We start from the raw sequence: 20,477 nt of genomic DNA on the forward strand, positions 1-20,477 counted from the left end.
AGCTAGCAGGCACGCCATGAGCATCGAAGCAATCAACTGGGCGCTCAAACACGCCCAGATACCCACGGACCGACGCGACTCGTCCAGCCTCGCCGTGGTCCTCATCGGACTGGCCAACCATGCTGACCCCGAAGGCCGGAACGCCTTCCCATCATTGGCCACGCTGGCTGAATACACCCGCCTGTCCGAACGCTCGGTCAGATACGCCCTTCGCCACCTCGAACGACTCGAACTCATCAGATCGGCCGACCCACGCATCGTCGCCGCGCACGTCCAACGCGCCGACCGCCGACCTAACGGCTACGACCTGTCCATGACCGCTCAACCGGCCAACGCGGTCGTCCCGGTCGCAGGCGACCAGGGGCAAGCACTGCCGACGGCTAGCCAGAGCGAGGGGCAAAGGGCGACCGCGCGGGCGGCAAACAACGCCGCAGCGAGGGGCGGCCAGTGCCCCCGAACCGTCCATGAACCATCCTTGAACCGTCCGCGCAGGAGGCTCGCCGGACGTGACGGGGCCGCCTACGTCCCGCCGCCTTGCGGCCGCTGCGACGCGCGTCCTCGAGATCCGGTCTCCACTCGGTCCACCACGGACGACAACGGCAACGTCCGGCGGTGCCCGAACTGCCATCCGGCCGAAGTCCAGCGCCTCGCGGATGAGGGCTACCCAGCCGCGAGGTCTGCCTCACGTCTGCCTGATCCCTTAGCCCGCCACCTCAGCGGAACCGTGCACCGCTCGAACGACGACATGGTCATATCGACAAATCCCCTCCCCCAGCCACGTCTGTCCTGACTGGAGGACCGGATGAAAAGCCATAAAGCAGCGGGTCAAAGCCTTACCCCCGTGCAACGATCGATGCGCGCCCGCGTGGCTGCACATGTCTCCTGGTCGCATACAACCGACCGCGCAGCTCGGACCGAGCCAGCACGGAGAGCAGCCTTGGACCGCTTCGAGAGGCAGGTCGATCCGGAAGGCATCCTGGACGACGAGACACGGCAGAAACGGGCTCTCGCGGCCAAGCGCGCGTACTTCCAACAGTTGGCCTACCGCAGTTCTCGGACTCGGCAGCGAAGCCATCAATCCCGGCAAGGCACCGCGGGGACTGCCGACTAGAGCAGAGACTCGATGAGGTTCAGCTTCCGGTGCGCAGCCTGCGCACGTTCGTCCGCAGCGGAGGCCCCATAACGGTCGAGCATCTGTCGGCTGCGCCAGCCCGCGATCCGCATCATCGCCTCGTCGCTCATGCCCGCCAGCTTGCACCGGTGTGCCCACGTATGCCGGAAGAGATGCGGAAACACCGGACCGATGCCAGCTTCCTCCGCCCGACGGTCAAGCATTGACCTGATGCCCCACTCGTTCAGCGAGCCGTAGCGGCCGAGCCAGGCCGCAGTGGTGCGCCTGCCATGCGGATGCCGCGCGCGGGCACGGAAGTAGCGTCTGAGCGCCTCGCCGGTTGCCGGGTTGAAAGGCACGTCGCGTGCACGACGCCCCTTCCCCAGAACGCGAATGACGTCGATGTCGAAGTCGAAGCTGCCACTCTCACGCTCCACCGGGCTTGCGACGCGCAACGGCGACAGCTCACCGATCCGGACTCCGCAATCGGTCAACACCAACATGATCGCCCGGTCACGAAGCGCGACAAACTCCTTCCCTTTCGTAGTCGCCAACAATGCTTTAAGTTCAGCTTCACGCAGCACCGTCGGCGGGTTGTCCGGAACTTGCGGGACTTCCATTTTATAGAACGGGGATATATTGATGATCTCTTCTACGTCGTCGAGCCATCGATAGAACTGCTGCAAATGCCGATACCGCTTGGCGATGTAGTTGTGCGAGAGCGACTCACCGGTGCGGAAATTCGGCCGTTGCCGGAGATATTCGAAGTACCGCTCAAGTTCCCGCCGTCCGACCTCGGTGGCCAGCATCGAGTAATTCTCGTCCTCGAGATAGTCGACCATCATGGCCACGCTGTCGAGGTAGGCGTCGATCGTGGAATCGGCCCGGTTCTTGGCCCTCAGGTGCGTTCTCCAGTCCGAAACAAGCTCCCTGATGTCATCAGGCTCGAGCACCTCCACGGGCGCCTCAACGGCGGTCATGAAGTCAGCCGTACTCGAAAGATCCCTTGGGTTCCAAGCGCTGTGCTCGGTTCCAGCGCTGCCGCCGCGACCGTTTTCAAGATCATCTATCGGCGTGTTTCCGCTGGTCAGAAGCCATATCGAGGGCAAGATAGTGGGCCGGGTCGGGCTCGAACCGACGGCCAAGGGATTATGAGCCCTCCTGGCCCGAGCGGTGTGCTGACCTGCGAAAACGCAGGCCATCGGCGAGCGTTGGGGCCAAAATCCCTTGGGTTTGGCAAGATCCCCCAAATCGGGGATCGCAGCCAACGTCCACCGTACTCCTCAGAGCGCCCGCACCGCCGGACACGGAGTGCGCCGCAACATATCGCGAGGACCCTGCGCACGCCGTCGACCGCAGTGCTCCCAGCTAGCGGGGAGCACCGCACTTGGACACACATCGCCTATGAGCAACGTGGCTACGGCCAGCAGTCGCGCAGCGCCAACAAGCTCAAACTTGCCGCTTACCACTATGGAACCCGCATAGCGAGAAAACCTCAAACGTACTATTCCTAAAAGCGAGAAAATACGAGTCCGCATCCGTCAACATTCACGATTTGACTCGGCTTACACTGCAGCCCGTCGGATGCCTACGGTTTGAACTGCGAGAAGGGCAGATCGTGACCTTCCCGCAGTCACACCGCGACTCTGGCATTCAACGATGGCAATGCAGCTCGAGCTTGGGCGTCCAAGCCGCCATCGACAACGGCGTCCTTGAGGGACGTCGCTAGTGGTCACGCCCGTTAGTTCGTCGGGGGTTTTAGCCAGGCGGTGGCGTCGTTGAGGTAGAGCCCGCAGGCGCAGTCCAGAGCTTCTTCTGGGGTCCCGGAGGGGGAGCCGCTGGGCAGCATGGAGTTTTCGTAGCCGTCTCGGCTGGCCAGATAGACAGCGAATCCCCAGGTTGTGGCGGATCCGTTGTAGCGCAGTCGAAACAAGGGCAGCACTGCGCCGTCGGCGAGATGGCCACTGACGTGTGCGAACGCCCCGTGGTGGCGGGTGGTGACACTGGCCAGGACGGGCCAGCGGTCCCGGGCTCGTGCTTGCAGGCGTTGACGCAGCGAGGTCTTGGTCGACTCGGGCGGGGAGGCCATGGCGACATCCTGCCCGATACCGTCCCACCATTACAGTCGATCTTGAAGCGGGTGGGTCGGTGGCATGGTGAGCCCCTCTGTGGTCGCGTTGACCGCGGCAGACCGGCGGATCCTGGAGGCCGTAGCGCGTTCGGGATCCGCCGAGCGTCGTCAGGTCGTGCAGGCGCGGATCGTGCTGGCCGCGGCCGACCAGCAATCCAATGCCGGCATCGCCCGCGACCTGGGAGTGGTTGAGGACACGGTGCGCAAATGGCGCAGGAGGTTCTGCGACGACGGCATGCCGGGGTTGAAGGATCGACCGCGCAGTGGGCGGCCCCGGGTGTTCACCGCGACGACCGTGGCCGAGGTCAAAGCGCTGGCCTGCGAGCTACCCGCCCAGACCGAGGTGGATCGCCCCGGGTTGGCTGGAGGCTCTGATGCCCGGAAGGGCGAGGAGTTGTGGCACCACCGCGGAGGTACTCGCCTGAGCTGCGCGAACGTGCGGTCCGGATGGTCTTTGAGCTACGCGGGCAGGGCGAGCGGACGGGTGTGAACGCTCGGGCGGCAGACCGGCTCGGCGTGCACCGGGAGGCGTTGCGGACCCGGGAGCGGCAGGCCGAGGTCGATGGCGGGAAACGAACCGGCACGTCCACACGTGATATTCCGCGGATCGCTGAGCCGGAGCGGGAGAATCGCGAGCTGCGCCGAGCGAACGAGATCCCGCAGGCACCGTCGGCGTTTTCCGCCCGGGAACTCGACCCGACACCGCCGCGCCAGTCGAGTTCATCGATACCCGACGGGACCAGTCCGGCGTCGAGCCGGTCCGTGCCGTGCCCGAGGTGCCGCCGTCGACGTATCCGGCGGCGAAGAAACGGGAGTCGACGCCGTCGGCCCGCGCGGTCCGGGACGAATAGCCGACAAAGGAGACTCCGCAGGAGTGGCGCGAGCCGGACCGTGGCCGGTACGGGGCACGGAAGGCACGGGGCCAGCCCTGCTGGGAAGGTGGCACCATACCTTCCGTGCCCCGTCGGCAGACCTCCCGCCTGTCCAGTACTGGCCGAGCCAGCCCACGCGCCAAAGCCGGGGTCATCCGTCTAGTTGCGGTGCACGCCGACGAGAACTACACCAACTGGCCGATGCCTGGACAGACAGACCGGTTCACCCACGCCCCTGAGACGCGGCCGCCCTTTCCTGCGCCACGACGCCTGCTCGCAAGTTTATCACCGCAGCACCGACAACTCGACAATTAATAACCAAGCCTAAGATTTAATCAACTACGCTCCTTCATTGACGCGAGGTGCTACAGTCCCTCCAACCTGGATAATGCTCGAAACGCTCATGGACACACAAGCCTTGGCGCTGACATTCACTGGACAAACCAGCCAAGTGAAAGCACCCAGGACACCGTCGACGTCAATTAACTGAGAAATACGCGGCATCATGAATTCCCTGGACGCCGCAAGGAACAGCAAGGGAGAAAACTTTTGCACACCATGATCGCAAAGCTGTCATCAATTCTCCCCAAAGAATTCATACTGCTAACCCGGCCCCCCTCGCCGACAGTTAACAAACAACTTAAGTCCAGTAATTTCTCGGCCATTCTTCTTTACATGAAAGAAGCTTCACCCGAAGAGGTTGTCAACACCGTCAACAACATCGTTTCGATGCACCCAATGCCGCTCATAGTCCTTCCTTCCCAGAGCTCGGACATCGACCCGTCCGCAGTATTGGAAGCGGGCGCAGTTGACTGCATCTCGCCCACCGCCACCCTAACAGAGGTGCGCGCACGCGCTGAAGCCCTGCTCCGATGGAGCAGGGCACACCAGAACAACGATGCGATCCAGCCCAGCGGTGACGAAGTGATCACCGTTGGCGATTTTTCCATCGATATAGCCCGGAGGTCCGCATACGTGCGAGACCGTTTGATAACTTTCTCTCCATCAGAATTCAACTTACTCGTCTTATTGGCAAGGAATCAAGGAAGGGTTTTGCCTCGACAGGCAATCCTTGAAAAACTTTGGGGAACAGGCAGTCGATCAAAGAATTCCATCAAGGCAGCCAACGGATGCATCACAAGATTGCGTCAGCGTCTGGGCGAGACTGCCGGCAGGCCAATTTACCTGCGATCAGTATACTCCTCCGGAATCAGGTTTGACGCTTGGGCTTCCCGGTCGGCCGGCGTCAATCTATCCATTGACCACGAATATGCGGCGACCGAGGAATGCTCGCACGGGCAACACCGGCACGTTCCAGACCAGGGGTGCGGATAGTTTGATCCTCAGCGGGCCAATCCGGAGACCGCGAGGACGGAGACGCTCGACTATCGCAAGGCGATCGCAGAACAACAGTCCGACAGGTGGTCGCGCGGGCAATACGCCGCCAGCCGTCAAAACGCCCCTGACTCGCCTGGCATCTCGTCAAGCCGCCAGCCGCTCACTGCCGGAGAAGCTCCTGGCGCTCGCCGATCCCCCACGACCTGACGACGGCCGAAGCTTCGAACTCTTCCTTGACCCACGGTGCTCCCTGTCTATCGATGAACTGCCGGAAAATGCCTTCGGGGAAATCTTCATCACTGCCTTCCCAGACTAATCTCGTCCCCCTTCTGGTGGCCTATCCCACGGCCTGCTCAGCACCTCCACGCGCTCAACGATTGGCCAAGACGGTCAGCGGACTTCTGCTCGCCGGAGCGCGGCAACTGGAGCCCGGCACCTCGACTTTTGTCAGGAATCCGCTCCGCGTTTCGGCCGGACTGGTGACTTCGCCTCACCGGACCGTATCTGGCCAGCCCGGAAGCGGGCCGTCCCCGGCGACGAGCGCGGTCGCCGAATCCGCCGCAAAGTGGCTGTGCACCATGGTTACCGCGCAAGTCGGCGGACATCCAACAGTTCAGTGGAGGCTTCGTCGTGGGCGCACACACCGGATCGACGATCGGTATCGTCACGCAACCCGCTCCCCTGGGGGCAGCGGAGGCGATCAATCGGCACGTGATCTGACCCCGGGCACCGCCATGGCACGTCTCCCGGCCGGGCGTTTCGACCCCCATCGCGCGCCGCGCTGGCTGGCCCTCGTGGCGGAGACAAGGCCGGCCGATTGACCAGCGACGCCCTATCACCCGATAGCGACAAGAAACCAGGCCACTTGAACTGCCCGCACCGGGTTTTCAAGCGCGATCTGTATCCCGGAGGTGCCGGCTCCGACGAGCGTCACGTGCTTGTCCGCCCGGTCGACGTCGTGGTTCCAGCACGACGTGTGCCAACTTCGCCTGGTCCCCGCGCGCAGCCGTCGACTTCGGCGGGATCCCGGCGTTCTCCAGCGATTCCCAGGCGATCTCCAGCAGCAGCCGCTGTTGGGGATCCAGCGCAGCCGCCTCGCGCGGCGACATCCCGAAGAAACCCGCGTCGAACTCGTCGACCGGATTCCGCAGGAAACCACCCTGCCGGACGAACATCCGGCCCGGCGCGGCCGGGTCCGCGTCGTAATGGTCATCGATCCGCCACCGGCAGACCGGGACGTCGCCGATCGCGTCGGTCCCGGAAGCGACCAACTCCCAGAAACCCGGCACATCCTCGACATATCCCGGATCATTTTTCAGCGAAGCGACCGCCAGGTCGAATCAATTTCGACACCAGCGCAGCAGAAATAACGCACGATCCCGCGATCCGCACAGCTATTGCGGCGTAGGCCGCGAAAAAGCTAAACAAGATTGGCGAGCCGGCGATCGCCAATGCTGCTGCGGTGAAGTTCTTCTTGTCGCTCCCGGATAATCCGTTCTCCGCATTGCGCGCCCGGCACCGGGAAAGGCCGCGCTTCACCGCCGCGCGGAAGATTCTGAGCAGGCACCCGGAAGCGCTGCTGGCAGACCCCGCCTCCTTGCTGCCTGTGCTGAAGGAACTCGGCATCAGCGACGACCAGGTACTGGCGGGTACCGCGTTGCTCGGGCTGGCCAGGCGAGGACACGGCGATCTCGGTTTCCGCTACCTAGAACAGGTTCGCTACCAGACCCGCCTCGACGAGATCTACGCGCAATTCGCTTCGATCGTGCAGGACTCCCACGGGGAGACCCGCCCGCTTGTCGTGGAGCTGGGGGAACTGGCAGATCTCATGTTCTGCTCGGAACTGGGCAGCGAACAAGCAGCCGCACGGATGGTTTGGTCGGTGAACGCCACGCTGGGTGGCGACGGCAGCAGGGGCCGGGCGGAGGCCGAAGCGGCCAAGGCCAAGGTGGTGCGGAAACTTGCCTGGATGAAGATTCTGGATACCCTCAAACAATACCGGCCGCACGTCGAAGACCAGCTTTCAGGTGTCCAGCATGCATTCGCGGGCTGCGGCTCGGGTGTCTCCGGCCGAGTCGCATCCTGACCGGCCCGGGAAGCAATGATGTCGACCCCGTGCTTCCGGCGACGGGGCACGCGTCCCGGACTTATCCGAGGTAGGAGCTATCGTGCCGCCCCTGTTCGCACGCTGCGGTCACAGAGTTCGTCAGCCAACTCCTCGTGCGTGCAGTAGTCGCCCTGGGACCCCGGTTTAGTGCACTGTGGTGCCACTGTTTTCTGACACGTCCAATAGTCGGCCCGACTTCTTCATGGATCCTTCGTCGCGAGCCGCGCCACGCCGTCGTCTGGCGTCGGTCAGCCAGGGCTCATTGTGATCGGCCCTTCGGCGGCAGGCACCACCTCCCGCCCGCAGTCACCGAATTTGTGGACCCCGTGCGCCGCCCGTGCGGCACAACCAGTCCGGACCACGAGGCGGACTGCCACTCACCGTCGACCGGCGTCGGCCTTCCGCTGGGACGAGACTCGCCCATTGCACAGCGAACCGACTCGACCTTCGACGCCGTTCCCCTTGTTCCGAGAGCGGAACGATCTCCCCGGCGAACGGTGCAGGTGATCAGCATACCGCTCTTGATTGTGAGCACCGCCACGTCCGGGTATTCGCGGACACAATACTCCGTGACGCACTCATGAACTTTGCCCGGACGATTCCGATCCGCTGGATGAAACAGCCTCGTGGCACGACTGGCCGCCGGTAGGGTCCGATGCGTTGCGGACCAGTGCGAGGAGGACAAGGTGCCCAGCCGATTCTCGATGGACGCGGGGCGTCTCCGGTTCCTGGCCGGGGAGTTCCAGATGTCCGCAGACGAACTGAGGACACGCGTCCAGAACTTCCGGGCACAAGCTGAATGCACCAGCGGCGCGTACGGGGAGACACCGGAAGCCGCCGAAGCTGAGCGCGCGCACCGGCAAACAGTTCAACAGACACTGGATCACCTCGGTAGAATGCATCAAGAACTCCTCGACATGTCCGAAGGACTCACGAGCCTGGCGATCGTCGCCGAGGACATCGGCACGCAGGCCGCGGAAACGGCCGCCCTAGCGTCTCGCCGGGCGTATTGATGCCGCCGGACGCGCTGGAGCAGGCCGGCCTCGCGAATCCGGGAGGAGATCCGTCCGCCTTGCACCACGACGCTCAGTGCTGGGCGGAGATCTCGGCCTTCCTGGCCGGGCATAGCATCCGTATCGCCGATCTCGCCGAGGCTGGCGGGCAAAGCTGGAAGGGCAAGTCCGCGGACGCGTTCGCCTTGCGGGCGCGATCCTTGGCCCAGGACGTCGCCGCTGCCGCGCAGTCCGCCGCCGCGGTAGCCGAACGGCAACAGCAGCACGCCCAGACGCACCGGACAGTGCTGCAGATCATCGTCGAATTGACCGTCCAGATCGGGGCCCTGCTTGCGTTCTACGCCGGGGCGGCCCTGTTCCCCGCGCTCCTCGCGTGGGCACACGCATGGCTGACCTACCTCGTCGCCGCTGGAACCAAGGTGCTGCGATTCCTTGCTCAAGCGCTGAACGCGTTGGTGCGCTTCCTGGTCGAGGCCAGTGCGCGGATCACCGCGTTCGCGGACCTTACTTGGAACACCTCGAAGTTCGGCATCGGTTACGGCCGGATGGTGACCGAAGGCGTCCGAGACACCGCGGTCGACCTTTCGGCAAGCCTCGTGGCGGCCGGCGTCCTGCGCAAGAAGATCGATCCGGCGCAGTTGTTCATCAGCGCCGGGATCAGCGGCGGCATCGGCGGGCTCGTCGGCCTGCTGGAGAAGAGCGGCGTCAAAAAACTCCTGGACGAAGCGGGCGAGGCGAAGCACGGCGCGGACCGGCGACCCGAATTCGTCTCATTCAGCGAGCAAGCGCGGGAGCTCGTGAAGAAGAGCAGCCCCCGGCCCACGCCCGCATCGAGTGTTCCGCCGTCTTCCCCCGGGGCAGACGCGCTGGCCTTGGCCAAGGAATCGTTCGATGCCGCGCGAAGCCTCGGTCTCAGGAACACTGCCGACGAGAACCCCCGGCTCGCTGAGGACGTGTCGACGAGCCGGATGAACTACGACGATTCGCTTGTCCGGCAAGCGGCAGCGGCCGAATCCGTTCGCCGGCTCAGCGACGAGGTGCAGGCGCACGAGCAAACTGCCCGGACCTGCCGGAACGCGGCAGACCAGGCCGACCTCCGAGTCCGGTCTGCCGGTACCACGCTGGTCTGCTGCCAAGCATCCGGAAACCCGGGCTGGGTGGCAGACGGCGAACGCAAGCTGGCGAACGCGCGATCACGGCTCGCCGCGGCTGGAGACGATCTGCGCACCGCCGAGCACACCCTGCGCGAGGCACAGGAGCGGCTGGCGGGCGCGCGCAGGAACCTCGACAGCGCGAATGAAGAAGTCAGCTCGGCGAGGGCCGCGCACAGACTCGCGAAGGAGCGAACGAACGCCGGGATCAGGCGCGACACGGCGCGCGACATCGCTCGGGCGCAGGCTTCCTTCGGCGAGAAGTTCCGCTTCCTCCAAAGGTACAACGACTGGAATACCTCATTCGGAAAGCCCAAAGTGTGGCGGGAGATCGTCTTCTACGACGTTGCCAGGGAAGCCGTCAAGGGCGCGGCGAACGGCGCCGCCAAGTCGTCGGTCGCGGCTTCCAGAGGCAACGGCCAACGCGGCGACATCTGGAAGGACGCGCTGCTGGGCGGCGCGACCGGAGCGGTGCGTGGCGGGGTGAACTCGTTCGCGAGCAATCGGGTTTTCCCAGCCAGCGGCATCGAGGAGACCTCGTGGAAAATCGGCAGCAAGACGATGGACGAGTACCTACGGCGCAAGATCAAGGAAGCCTCGGACGGACAACAGGCCTGATCCCAGCGGCGTCGCGGGCGATCGAGGACGATCCGGGGAACAGCTGCGCTTGCCGGAGACGGGCGCTGACCTGGAGTCGCCCTGGCCTGACCGGTCGTTGGGCCAGGGCGACAGCATAGTGCGCTTTCCGGCGAGCCGTGCCGGAAACCGGAAAGCCGTCGCAGCAGGACCCGCGAGCGGCGCCCAGCGGCTCGCCGATGTCCCGGGCAGTCCTCGGCGGAGCCGCCGCTGGGCTTGCTGGTCCTGCCCGGAGTTCACGTCGCGCTTCTCGCGATGGCCGGTGTGCGGGCTGTCACGCTGTCGAGGCGAGCGACTACCCGCACTCCACGAGTGCTGTCTGTCCAACAAGAGGTGCGGCAAGCTCAAGCCGAGCTTCGGCCGGCGGGCTGGCCTGCGACACCGCCGGAATCCGGGAGCGGACCCGAGCGGGCGACCCGGCACTGCTCCCGGGTGCGGAGCGCAGCCGCGACCTGAGCGCCGCCGGTCCGGCTGCCCCATCTTCTCCTTCCGCTGAACGTTCGCACCTCGGCCCAGCCGGGCGCTCTCTGCCTGCGCGACGGGGGTGACACGATGTGGCCGCCGAACGCTCGAAGATGCCGCTCTTTGCCGGAACGTGCCGCTTTGGAGGCGTGCACGGCAGGTCTCGACACGCGTGGCTGTCTTGGCCGAGGTTCCAGCGGAGGTGAGGATGACCGCAACGCTCCGCGGTCCCCCGAGCCGCAGACGAATTCCCGCGCTGCCAGGGTGCGCGAACCCGGCCACCCGCGGCAGCCGCCGAGCAAGCACTTCGGCCGAATCGCCGCCACCGCACGACTCAGGATGTCTCATGTCTCTTCCTCACGCGATCACCGCCGGACCGGATGCCGAAGCCGTTCCTTCCGCCATCACCGCATTGAACGCAGTCGACAAGGCGATGGTCGTGCTGTCGGCAGTCGTCAACGGACGGCAGCCGTCGCGGCTGGCGGACATCGCGCAGCGCACCGGGCTGCCCAAGTCCACCGTGCACCGGTTGCTGTCCACGCTGGTCCGGCATCGGATGGTTTCGCAGCACTACCATCGTTACCGCGCCGGACCCGCGATCACCGGCGCTTCCGATTTCCCCGGCGACCACAGATACGACCTGCTGATCCGGATAGCCACGCCGCGCCTGGTCGACCTGCACCGGGCGACCCGCGCGGCAGCGTCGCTGTCCTCTCTCGACTGCTGCGAGGTGGTCCACCTCGCCGAGGTCCGCCGGCCGCGGCGAGAGGAGATGGCGTCGTTCTGGCACATCGACAGCAGCCCGGCGCCGCGCACCGCGGCCGGGCGGGTGCTGCTCGCGAACACGGACCGGCAAAACCGCGCCTGCCCGGGGTTCAGCGAGTTCCCGCCTGAGGCGACCGCCCTGCTGCTGCGAAGCTTCGAGAGGATCCGGCGCGACGGCTTCGACTGCCTGCCCGGGCAGCCCGCGCTCGGCATCCGCCCGACCGCCGCCAAGATCGTCGCCGGGAACGACGACCTCCCGCCAGTGGTGATTTCCCTGAGTTATGACAGCGTCCCGAATTCCGCCGCGGCGGAATCGCTGCTGCGCCGCGCCGCCGCGGCCATCGAGGCCGACGTCCGGCAGGTTATGCGGAAATGACCGGATCCCGGTCGCCGGACGGATTTTCGGCGCCGGCCGCGACCGGGACCTCGCCGGTTCCGAACTTCCCCGCCGGCCCGTGCAGCGCTTGCAGATACCCGACGAGATCCACGAGCGTCGGGTGGTTCCACAAGATCGTGGCCGGCAGCTTGACGCCGAGCCGCTGTTCGATCCGGATCCGGAGCGAGGACATCGTGCGGGAGTCGAGCCCGATCTCGAGCAGCGGGCGGCGCGGGTCGAGCTCGCCGGCCGGGATTTCGAGTTCCCGCGAAATCTGGTCCGCCACCTGGCCGTGGAGATAACCGCGCTGCTCTTCGGCGGGCATGGTCTTCCAGTCGGCTTCGGTTTCCGGAACCGAGCCGTCGGTTTCGCCCGAAGACAGCGGCCACTCCAGTTCGCTGAGCAGCGGCAACGGGGCCCGCCCGGCGGGCAGGACGGTGAGCGGCAACACCGCCGCGTACGGCGTCCCGAGCCGTTCGGCGTGGTCCCAGCACTGGAAGGCCAGGTCGGCGGACACGTCGCCGGTGCCGGTAGCCGCCATCTCATGCTGGAAAATGCCGGTCGCGGTCGAGTAGAGGCCGAGACCGCGCCAGCCCGGCCACGCCATCGTCAACGCGTCCGGGTGCCCGTTCATGCGGCGGTGCCGGGCGAAGGCGTCCAGGAAGGCGTTGGCGGCCACATAGGTGGCCTGCCCGGAGTTGCGGATGAGCTGGCCGGTGGAGGAAAACGACACGAAGAAGTCGACACTGCCGGGCGGGAACAATTCGCCGAGCACCAGCGTCCCCCGGACCTTGGCGCTCATCACCTCGTGCAGGGTCTCCGGGCTCACGTTCGCGATCAGCTCGTTCCTGCTGATTCCCGCGGCGTGGACGACACCGCGGATCGGCGGCAGGTCGCAGGCGGTCGACGCCAGAACACGGCGCACCGCCTCGGAATCGGAGATGTCGGCGGCTAGCGCGCGAACCGTGACTCCCTGGGCTTCCAAGTCGCGGACGACGGCGACGCGATCGCGAACAGCCGGGTCGAGGTGGTCGTTCCACTCCGCACGCGGCGGCAGCGCGGTGCGGTTGAGCAGGACGAGCCGCCGGGCTCCGCGGCTCGCGAGCCACCGCGCCGTCTGCGCCCCCAGACCGCCCAAACCGCCAGTGACCAGATAAGTGCTGTCGGCACGACAGGTCCGGCCTTCGCCGCGCGCGACAGGCGCCGACGGGACCAAGCGGGCAACCTGGACTTCGGTGCCGTCGATCCGGTAAGTGTCTTCGACCGAGGTGTCGGACAGCACCGCGAGCAGGGTGGCGCCGTCCAGACTGGCGGTGTCGAGGACGTCGATGTGGCCGCCCCAGAGCTCTGGGTGTTCGCCGGCGATCGCTCGCTGCGCTCCGAGCAGGGGCGCGTGGGCGAGGGCGGCGCTGGTTTCCCCGGCCGAGGCGCTTTGGGTGAGGCACCACAAGCGCGGCTGCCGGTGCGGCGGAAGGTCAGCGAAGGCCTGGACGGTTCGAAGCAGGAGCCAGGTGTTCGCTTCGGCGGCTTCGGCCAGCTCGGTGGCGCCGATGCCGGGCTCTGCGAGCGGAGGCACGACGACGACGGCGGTCTCCGCGTCGACGACTGGCGGATCCCCGGCACCGGAGACCGCTGTGTGGAGGATCTGCTCCGCGCCGAAGGCAGTCCCCAGCCAGGCGGGCACGGTACCGTCGGCGGTGACGAGGACGACCTGCCGAGGCCGCTGCGCGAGCGGGTGTCCTGCCCAAGGACGCCAGCCAAGAAGATGGGTGATGCGACTCGGGTCCTCGGCGACCTCGAGAGTGGTCGGGTCAAGCGGGCCGAAGACGAGACCGCGGATCTCCGCCACCGGAGTACCGTCGAGGTCGGCGACCCAGATGTCGACCGTGTCCCCGTCGTCGCGCAAACGCGCGCTGACTGCGACCTCGGCCGGCGGCCGCCCGTCGGCCGCCACCCGGTCGATCCGGGTGACCATTCGCGCGGTGCCTTGGTCGAACACCAACACGGCGGCGACTGTCATCGCCGCGTCCAGCGCTGCCGCCCAGTCCGTCTCCGCGCCCGCTGGGGCAGGCAGGCGCAGCCTTCCCCCGAGCGCGGCAGGCGTTTGCCACAGCTCCTCGATCCGCCAGTCGAAAGCGACATCGTGGACTCCGACAGCGGCGAGCCGGGCCATCAGGCCGTCGTGGCCGATCGGCTCGCTACGGGCGTCCTGGCCGCCGGACCTCGGCTCAGGCATTCCGGAAAGCTCGCCGGCTTCCCGGCCCAGCATCGCGGTCGTGTGCACGAGCCAGTCCGCCTCGCCGGAATCCGAGCCGGCTTTGCGCGAACAGAGCGCAACCGAGTCGTCGCGGAGCACCACCTGGACCGCACGGGCGGGCTCGACCGTGAGCGGCGCGCGGAAGTCGATGTCGGTGACGGCCACCGGATGGCCGGTTTGCCGGGCAGCGCCCAGGAAGCTGTTGAGCAGGACGGAAGCCGGCACGATGTCGACTCCGGCCACCCGGTGCTCGGACGGGAAGGGCCGGTTGCCCGAATCAAGGACGGTCTGCCACAACCGCTGGGAAGTCGCTGCCGCGATCGGGGTGGCCGCGCCGAGCAGCGAGTGGCGATCGGGGTCGTGCCCGCCGGGACGCAGCGAAGGCGTGGTCCAGAAATCGCGGTGTTGCCACGCCATTCCGGGCAGATCTGCCAGCGGACCCCGGTAACGGCGGACAGTGGCGTCGATCCGGATCCCAGCACAGTACAGGGCCGCAAGGTTGGCCACGATCGACTCCGGACCGCCGGCGTCCCGCCGCACCGAGTGCGCCACCGCGAATTCGTCCACGTCCCAGCTCTGCGCCAGCGTTTCGGTGATGGAGTGGGTGACGATGGGATGGCTGGAAATCTCCAGGAAGATGCGGTGACCGTCGTCGGCCGCGGCGGTGATCGCCTGGGCGAACCGCACCGCGTTGCGCAGGTTCGCCTTCCAGTAGGCGCCGTCGCGCACGTTTTCGGCGCGCGGATCTCCGAGCGCGGTGGTGTAGAGGGGAATGAGCGGTTCGCTGACGGTCAGGTCGGCCGCAGCGGCGGCGAGGTCGTCCAGCACCGGGTCCATGTGATTGCTGTGCGAGGCGATGTCGGTCTTCACTTCGCGGACGAACAGGTTCTCCGCGTTCCACCGGCGAGCCCACGAGGCGACGGCGGCCGCGTCGCCGCTGACGACCGTGGCCGCCGGAGAGGCGTGGACCGCCACTGTCACGGAGCCGTCGTCGACGAGCATCTCCTCGACCACCGCAGCGGGCAGGCCCACCAAGACCATCGCCCCGCGCCCGGCCGCGACCCGCATCAGCCGGGCTCGCCGGCAGGCCAGCCGGGCGCCGTCGCCGACGGACAGCACCCCGGCGGCGACCGCGGCGGCGATCTCCCCGAGCGAATGCCCGACGACCGCGGCCGGCCGCACCCCGTGCGACCGCCATACCGCCGCGAGTGCCGCCTGCATCAGGTAGGTCAACGACTGGACGTGGGCGATGTCGGTCAGTTCGTCCTCGATGAGCGCTCGCCTCGCGTCGATGCCCAGTTCCTCGGCGTAGATCGGGGCGACCTCCTCGACCACCTGCCGGAACGCCGGCTCGGTCGCGAGCAGCCGCTCCCCCATCGACGCCCACTGCGCGCCTTGCCCGGAAAAAACCCACACCGGGTTCGCGTCGTCGGCCAGCGTGCGCCCGCTGACCGCAGTCGCGGACCGCCCGTTCCCGGCCAGCGTCCGCAGTCCCTCGGCCAGCTCTTCCCTTCCTTCGGCGACCACCGCACCGCGCCAGGCAAGGTGGGATCGACGCGCCAGCAACGTGTGCATGACCGCTGTCGGCGAAAGATCGGTTCGCCGGTCCAGCGTTTCCCGCAGGCGGGCGACATTCTCCCGCAAGCCGGCTTCCGACATCGCCGAGCTGACGAAAAGCCGGGGGCCGGCACCGGGCTCCTCGGCCGGCTCGGCCGGCTCGGGTTCGTATTCGAGGACGACGTGCCCGATGCTGCCGCCTGCTCCGAAACTCGACACCCCTGCCCGGCGGGTCCGGCCGCGGCGCGGCCACTCGACGGATTCCCCGACAACGCGCAAACCGGAAATCGGCCAGTCCACGGCTGGATTGAGCCGGCCGGAAAAACTGGGCGTCGCCGGGATGACGCCGGCCCGCATGGACAAGACCGTTTTGATCACGCCGGCTACGCCGGACGCGGATTCAAGGTGCCCGATGGCGGTCTTCACTGATCCGATCAGGCACGGATCGTCTTCCTGGCGGTCGGCACCGAAGAACTCCGCGAGCGCATTCGCTTCCACCGGATCGCCGACCGACGTGCCGGTTCCGTGCGCCTCGACGTAGTCCACTGTGGATGGATCGATCCCGGCCCGCTCGTACAGCCCGCGCAACATCCGCGCCTGCGCGGAGGCGTTGGGTGCCATCACCCCGACCGTCCAGCCGTCCTGGCTGCTGCAGCTGCCGATGATCGTCGCGAGTACGCGATCACCGTCCCGCCGTGCGTCCGACAGCCTCTTGAGCACCAGGATTCCGACTCCCTCGCCACGTCCGTAGCCGTCGGCAGCGGCATCGAACGGCTTGCTCTTGCCGTCCGCGGAAGTGGTACCGGCGTCGGTCAGCCCGAGGTGCGGAGCGGGCCCGATCATGAGGTGCGCACCGCCCGCCAGCGCCAAGGGCGTCTGGCCCAGCTGCAAGCTCTGCACCGCGAGGTGGATCGTGGTCATGCTGGACGAGCACGCCGTGTCCACTGCCATGCTCGGTCCGTGGAGGTCGTAACTGTGCGAGATCCGGTTGGCGACACCGTAGTGCATCCCGCCGGAGATCCGCATCGCGTCGACTTTGGACAGTTCGGAAAGCAGCTGCCGGCCGTAGTCGCTGTCGGCCACTCCCATGAAGACGCCCGCGTCGCTGCCGGCGATGCTCCGGGGAGGAATGCCGGCGTGTTCGAGTGCCCGCCAGGCCACTTCCAAGGCGATCCGCTGCTGAGGATCCATCGCGGCGGCCTCGCGGGGCGGGACGCCGAAGAACGCGGCGTCGAAACCCTCGATGTCGTCGAGGAACGAGCCGTACCGCACTGCCTTCCGCAGCAGACCGGCGATTTCCGGGCTGGCCGAGGCCTGACTTTCCCACCGCTCGGCCGGAACAGGGCCTACCGTCCGGCCTCCGGCCGCCATCAACTGCCACAGCTCGTCGGCGGAATCGATCGCGGACGGAAACCGGAACGCCATGCCCACGATGGCAATAGGTTCGCCGACGCGATGCGCACGCTGATTCATGCGGAACCACCCTCAATTCAAGCGGAGCGAGCCAACGACCGGGCAAGCCGCAGCTGGTGCGCGTTCGTCCAGCGATGGATCGGGACGACGTCGCACAGCTGCCGATCGAAGCAACCGCGGTCCCGAAGGGCAGGCCCGAACGGAGCTGCGCGGTTGCGGTCAGCTGAATCCTCCTCGTCGTGCAGGGATCGCTGTCCTCGGCGGGGCAGCCAGCGGCCGCCCGCGGTTCGGCTGCCCAGGTGCGGCGTTTCTTGCACCGAAGGATTGCCCGATCCGCCGGCGACCGCACCTGTCCGTTCCGCACGATGGAACCGGGCGCGCGCCGAAAGCCCGGGCTTGCGGAAACCTTGGCTCCGGACGGGCCTGGTCCTTGCCCTCGCCGATGATGCGCGGGCGAGGATCCGCCTCCTCGGCCAGGTCGTCCTGCATCGAGTCCCGCGAACGCGGCCCAGCAGACCGCGTTGCGGTCCGTCGACCTCGATCACTGCCCCGCGGCCGTAGCCGGGCCCGACGAAATCTGGATGCGCGCACCGGCATCGCGCAACTTGTCCGCTGGCAACCGCATTTGCGATGGCTCGGTGCAGGGATACCCGGGTGCCCAGTCTGAGGAGAATGCCGACCGCTGGGCGCCGCCCGTGTCATTCCTGCGTTCTCGGCACGGCGGCGCAGTACCAGTCACCGTACCGGCACCGCGGCGCCGTGCCGAGAACGCATGCCCACCAAGGCATAGTGCCGCGTGGTGTGGCTCCAGCCGGCGTTCGCGGTCTCGAAGTAGCGGGTCAGCTCGGCGGCATAGCCCGGACGCAGCTGCTCGATGGCGGCGCGGCCGGCCGCCACTCGCTCGATCCACTGCTGGATGGTGCGCCGGTAGTGCTCGGTCAGGTCGTAGCAGCCGATTACGCTGAGCCGTGCCTCCTCGAATCCCTCTACCAGCTGCGACAACGGACGGAGCACTCCCCCTCCGAAAATGTCCTCGACAACGTGCCGGCTAGCCGGGCGATCCGCGTATTCGGCGGAAGCCGCTGAGCTTCTGAAACACGACGCGGAAAGGTAAACCCGGCCGCCTGGCCGCAGGTGGCAGGCGATTTTGCTCAGCGCCGCAGCGAGATCGGGGATTGCCTCGGCCACGCCGACGAGCGTCACCGCGTCGTAGATCGCATCGCCCAGATCGGCATCCTCGAAGGAGGATTGCACGAGCGAGACCTGCTCGCCGATGCCCTGTGCCATGGCCCTCGAGCGGATATACCCGGCCTGATTGGGTGCGGGCGTCACGCCGGTCACCTGGCAGCCGCGCTCAGCGAGGAAGCAGACCATGCTTCCCCACCCCGAGCCGATGTCCAGCACCCGCTCCCCGCCCCGAATTCCGAGCAGGTCCGCAACCATCCGAAGCTTCGTCTCCTGGGCTTCGTCCAGCGTCTCGCCACCGTCCTGATAAACGCCGCAGGTGTACTTCATCCGCGCACCGAGAAATGTCTCGAAGATTTCCGGATCCTGATCGTAGTGAACGTTCGTGGCATTGCGCGTCATAGTCGTGCCTCACCGTTCCGGTGGTTGCGGGCAAGTGGCGGGACTTGTGCCCGCTCTCAGACGACGGGCCGCGAGCAGGCGCTGGGGCTTGCCACTGGTGGTCCGGCTTATCCAGCCGGGCGGCACAGTGCGGACGACCACCTCCCCCAGTCCCAGCGCCTCGCTCACCCGGCGGCGGACAACCTCTCGCAGTTCCGCTCGTTCGGCGGACGGCAACTCGGTTTCCACAGCCACTCCCATCGCCTCGCCGTCCGCCTGGTCCACGCGGAACGCCACGCAACGGCCGCGATGCACTCCCGGTGTCCGGCCGGCCGCGGTTTCGGCGTCTTCCGGGAAGAAGTTGCGGCCGTGGACGACGACCATCTCGCTGCGTCGTCCGGTGACGAAGAGATCGCCGTCGAGGACGAAGCCGAGATCGCCGGTGCGCAGCCAGGAACCGTCGAAGAGAACTTCGGTCGCGGCAGGGTCGCGGTAGTAGCCGGTGGTGACTGCTGCGCCGCGGATCTGGATTTCGCCTATCGTGCCCTCGCCGAGCTTCTCGCCGTCCAGGCCGACGATCCGCAACTCCAGCCCGTGGACCGCCCGGCCGACGCTGACCAGCGCCTTCCGCTGCGGGTCGTTTTCCGGGACCAGCCGGACGGCCGCTCCCTCCGCGAGCCGGTCCCGATCGGCGCGGACGATGCGCGGTGGCTGGCCCGGCGCGGGGAATGTCGCGGCGAGAGTGGCTTCGGCCAGCCCGTAGACGGGGAACATTTTTTCGGGCCGGTACCCGACCTTGCTCAGGACCCTGTCGAACAGTTCCACACCGGCGGGCTGCACGGGTTCCGCTCCGTTGAAGGCGAGTCGCAGGCTGTCGAGGTCCAGACCATGGTCGCCCTGCCGGCGGACGGCCTCGGCGAGCAGGGTGTAGCTGAAGCTAGGGCCGGAGATGACCGTCCCGCCGTGCTGGGTGAGGTGCCGCAGCAGACCGACCGGATCGCGGAGAAACGCCAGTGAATCGAAGACGTGCACGGACGCGCCGTGCAGCACCTGGCTGAGCAGGCCGAACAAACCCATGTCGTGGTAAGTGGGAACCCACTGCACGAGCACGTCTTCCCGGGTGAACTCGGCCGAGATCAGAATCGCCCGCAGCCCGGCCAGAACTGTCCGGTGAGTGAGCATCACGCCCCGGGGGCGCCCAGTGGTGCCCGAGGTGAACTGCACAATGGCCAGATCGTCCGGCTCCGGCGTCGGCAGCTGCCCGGGCAGTGCGGTCTCCGGGGTGGGACGCAACACGACGAGATCAGGGTTCTCGGCACTCAGCGCGACCGCGATCTGCCGCCAGCCGGTATCCGCGATCAAGTGCCGGATGCCCGCGGTCCGGACGATCCGGTCGATCCGCTCGACGACCCTCGCCGTATCGGCGGACCTCCCCGGCACCGGGAGCACGCTGACCGCCGCGCCGGCGCGCAGGACGCCGAACAGGCATGCCAGGAACTCCGGCCCGGTGCCGTGGATGAGCCCCACCAACTCGCCCGGGCCGATCCCGTCGCGCTGCAAGCGGGCGGCGTAGCCGTTCGCCAGCGAATCCAGTTCGGCGCTGGTCAGCACCTCCCCGGTCCCGGGGTACACCGAGGCAGCCGCGGGATACGCCTGTGCGACGAGGTGCAGCGCGGCGCCGAGCGTTTTCCCGGGCAAGATCTGTTTCGCGATCATCCTGTG

13 protein-coding genes are annotated in these 20,477 nt (G+C 67.0%); 7 read left to right on the plus strand and 6 right to left on the minus strand.

The genetic code is table 11. From position 1 onward, the window contains the following. Nucleotides 1–16 precede the first annotated feature (16 nt). Entirely contained in the window at nucleotides 17–790 is a 774-nt protein-coding gene (locus ACZ7SW_RS30645) for a helix-turn-helix domain-containing protein (RefSeq protein ID WP_470233831.1), read from the plus strand. 317 nt (nucleotides 791–1,107) lie between these two features. Here the strand turns inward: ACZ7SW_RS30645 and ACZ7SW_RS30650 are convergent, their stop codons facing one another. Together ACZ7SW_RS30650 and ACZ7SW_RS30655 are read right to left on the minus strand one after the other, a co-directional pair. Then, the gene (locus ACZ7SW_RS30650; protein WP_470233832.1) at nucleotides 1,108–2,091 is read right to left on the minus strand and encodes a tyrosine-type recombinase/integrase; all 984 of its coding nucleotides are present in this window, start codon (nucleotides 2,089–2,091) and stop codon (nucleotides 1,108–1,110) included. A gap of 761 nt (nucleotides 2,092–2,852) precedes the next feature. Further along, nucleotides 2,853–3,200, minus strand: coding sequence for a hypothetical protein (locus ACZ7SW_RS30655; RefSeq protein ID WP_470233833.1), 348 nt, complete (start codon nucleotides 3,198–3,200; stop codon nucleotides 2,853–2,855). Nucleotides 3,201–3,264: 64 nt separating this feature from the next. On the opposite strand from ACZ7SW_RS30655, the gene ACZ7SW_RS30660 reads away from it, so the two are divergent. From ACZ7SW_RS30660 to ACZ7SW_RS30670, 3 genes are all read left to right on the plus strand, one after another. Further along, complete coding sequence (locus tag ACZ7SW_RS30660; RefSeq protein WP_470233834.1) at nucleotides 3,265–3,732, plus strand: helix-turn-helix domain-containing protein; 468 nt, start codon at nucleotides 3,265–3,267, stop codon at nucleotides 3,730–3,732. Continuing rightward, nucleotides 3,690–4,277: a transposase gene (locus ACZ7SW_RS30665; RefSeq protein WP_470233835.1), complete on the plus strand. Its 588-nt coding sequence runs from the start codon at nucleotides 3,690–3,692 to the stop codon at nucleotides 4,275–4,277. Before ACZ7SW_RS30660 ends, ACZ7SW_RS30665 begins: the two co-directional genes overlap by 43 nt. 395 nt (nucleotides 4,278–4,672) lie before the next feature. Next, nucleotides 4,673–5,449, plus strand: coding sequence for a response regulator transcription factor (locus tag ACZ7SW_RS30670; RefSeq protein WP_470233859.1), 777 nt, complete (start codon nucleotides 4,673–4,675; stop codon nucleotides 5,447–5,449). A gap of 890 nt (nucleotides 5,450–6,339) precedes the next feature. On the opposite strand, the gene ACZ7SW_RS30675 is transcribed toward ACZ7SW_RS30670, so the two are convergent. Then, entirely contained in the window at nucleotides 6,340–6,741 is a 402-nt protein-coding gene (locus ACZ7SW_RS30675; protein WP_470233836.1) for a beta-ketoacyl synthase N-terminal-like domain-containing protein, read from the minus strand. A 173-nt stretch (nucleotides 6,742–6,914) separates the two neighbouring features. On the opposite strand from ACZ7SW_RS30675, the gene ACZ7SW_RS30680 reads away from it, so the two are divergent. The 3 genes from ACZ7SW_RS30680 to ACZ7SW_RS30690 all read left to right on the plus strand — a co-directional run bounded on the left by ACZ7SW_RS30680 (nucleotide 6,915) and on the right by ACZ7SW_RS30690 (nucleotide 11,962). Next, the gene (locus ACZ7SW_RS30680) at nucleotides 6,915–7,538 is read left to right on the plus strand and encodes a hypothetical protein (protein WP_470233837.1); all 624 of its coding nucleotides are present in this window, start codon (nucleotides 6,915–6,917) and stop codon (nucleotides 7,536–7,538) included. A gap of 1,033 nt (nucleotides 7,539–8,571) precedes the next feature. Continuing rightward, nucleotides 8,572–10,341 carry a hypothetical protein gene (locus tag ACZ7SW_RS30685; protein ID WP_470233838.1) on the plus strand — a complete coding sequence of 590 codons (1,770 nt, stop codon included), beginning with the start codon at nucleotides 8,572–8,574 and terminating at the stop codon, nucleotides 10,339–10,341. A gap of 826 nt (nucleotides 10,342–11,167) precedes the next feature. Then, entirely contained in the window at nucleotides 11,168–11,962 is a 795-nt protein-coding gene (locus ACZ7SW_RS30690) for an IclR family transcriptional regulator (RefSeq protein ID WP_470233839.1), read from the plus strand. Here the strand turns inward: ACZ7SW_RS30690 and ACZ7SW_RS30695 are convergent. The 3 genes from ACZ7SW_RS30695 to ACZ7SW_RS30705 form a co-directional block, all read right to left on the minus strand. Continuing rightward, on the minus strand, nucleotides 11,949–17,249 hold the full coding sequence (locus ACZ7SW_RS30695; protein WP_470233840.1) for a type I polyketide synthase: 5,301 nt from the start codon (nucleotides 17,247–17,249) through the stop codon (nucleotides 11,949–11,951). The genes ACZ7SW_RS30690 and ACZ7SW_RS30695 overlap by 14 nt on opposite strands. 675 nt (nucleotides 17,250–17,924) lie before the next feature. Beyond that, the gene (locus ACZ7SW_RS30700) at nucleotides 17,925–18,776 is read right to left on the minus strand and encodes an SAM-dependent methyltransferase (protein ID WP_470233841.1); all 852 of its coding nucleotides are present in this window, start codon (nucleotides 18,774–18,776) and stop codon (nucleotides 17,925–17,927) included. Nucleotides 18,777–18,785: 9 nt separating this feature from the next. Beyond that, nucleotides 18,786–20,471 carry an AMP-binding protein gene (locus tag ACZ7SW_RS30705; RefSeq protein ID WP_470233842.1) on the minus strand — a complete coding sequence of 562 codons (1,686 nt, stop codon included), beginning with the start codon at nucleotides 20,469–20,471 and terminating at the stop codon, nucleotides 18,786–18,788. Between the last annotated feature and the right edge of the window lie 6 nt (nucleotides 20,472–20,477).

This window comes from Amycolatopsis sp. NPDC114484, from assembly GCF_055633755.1.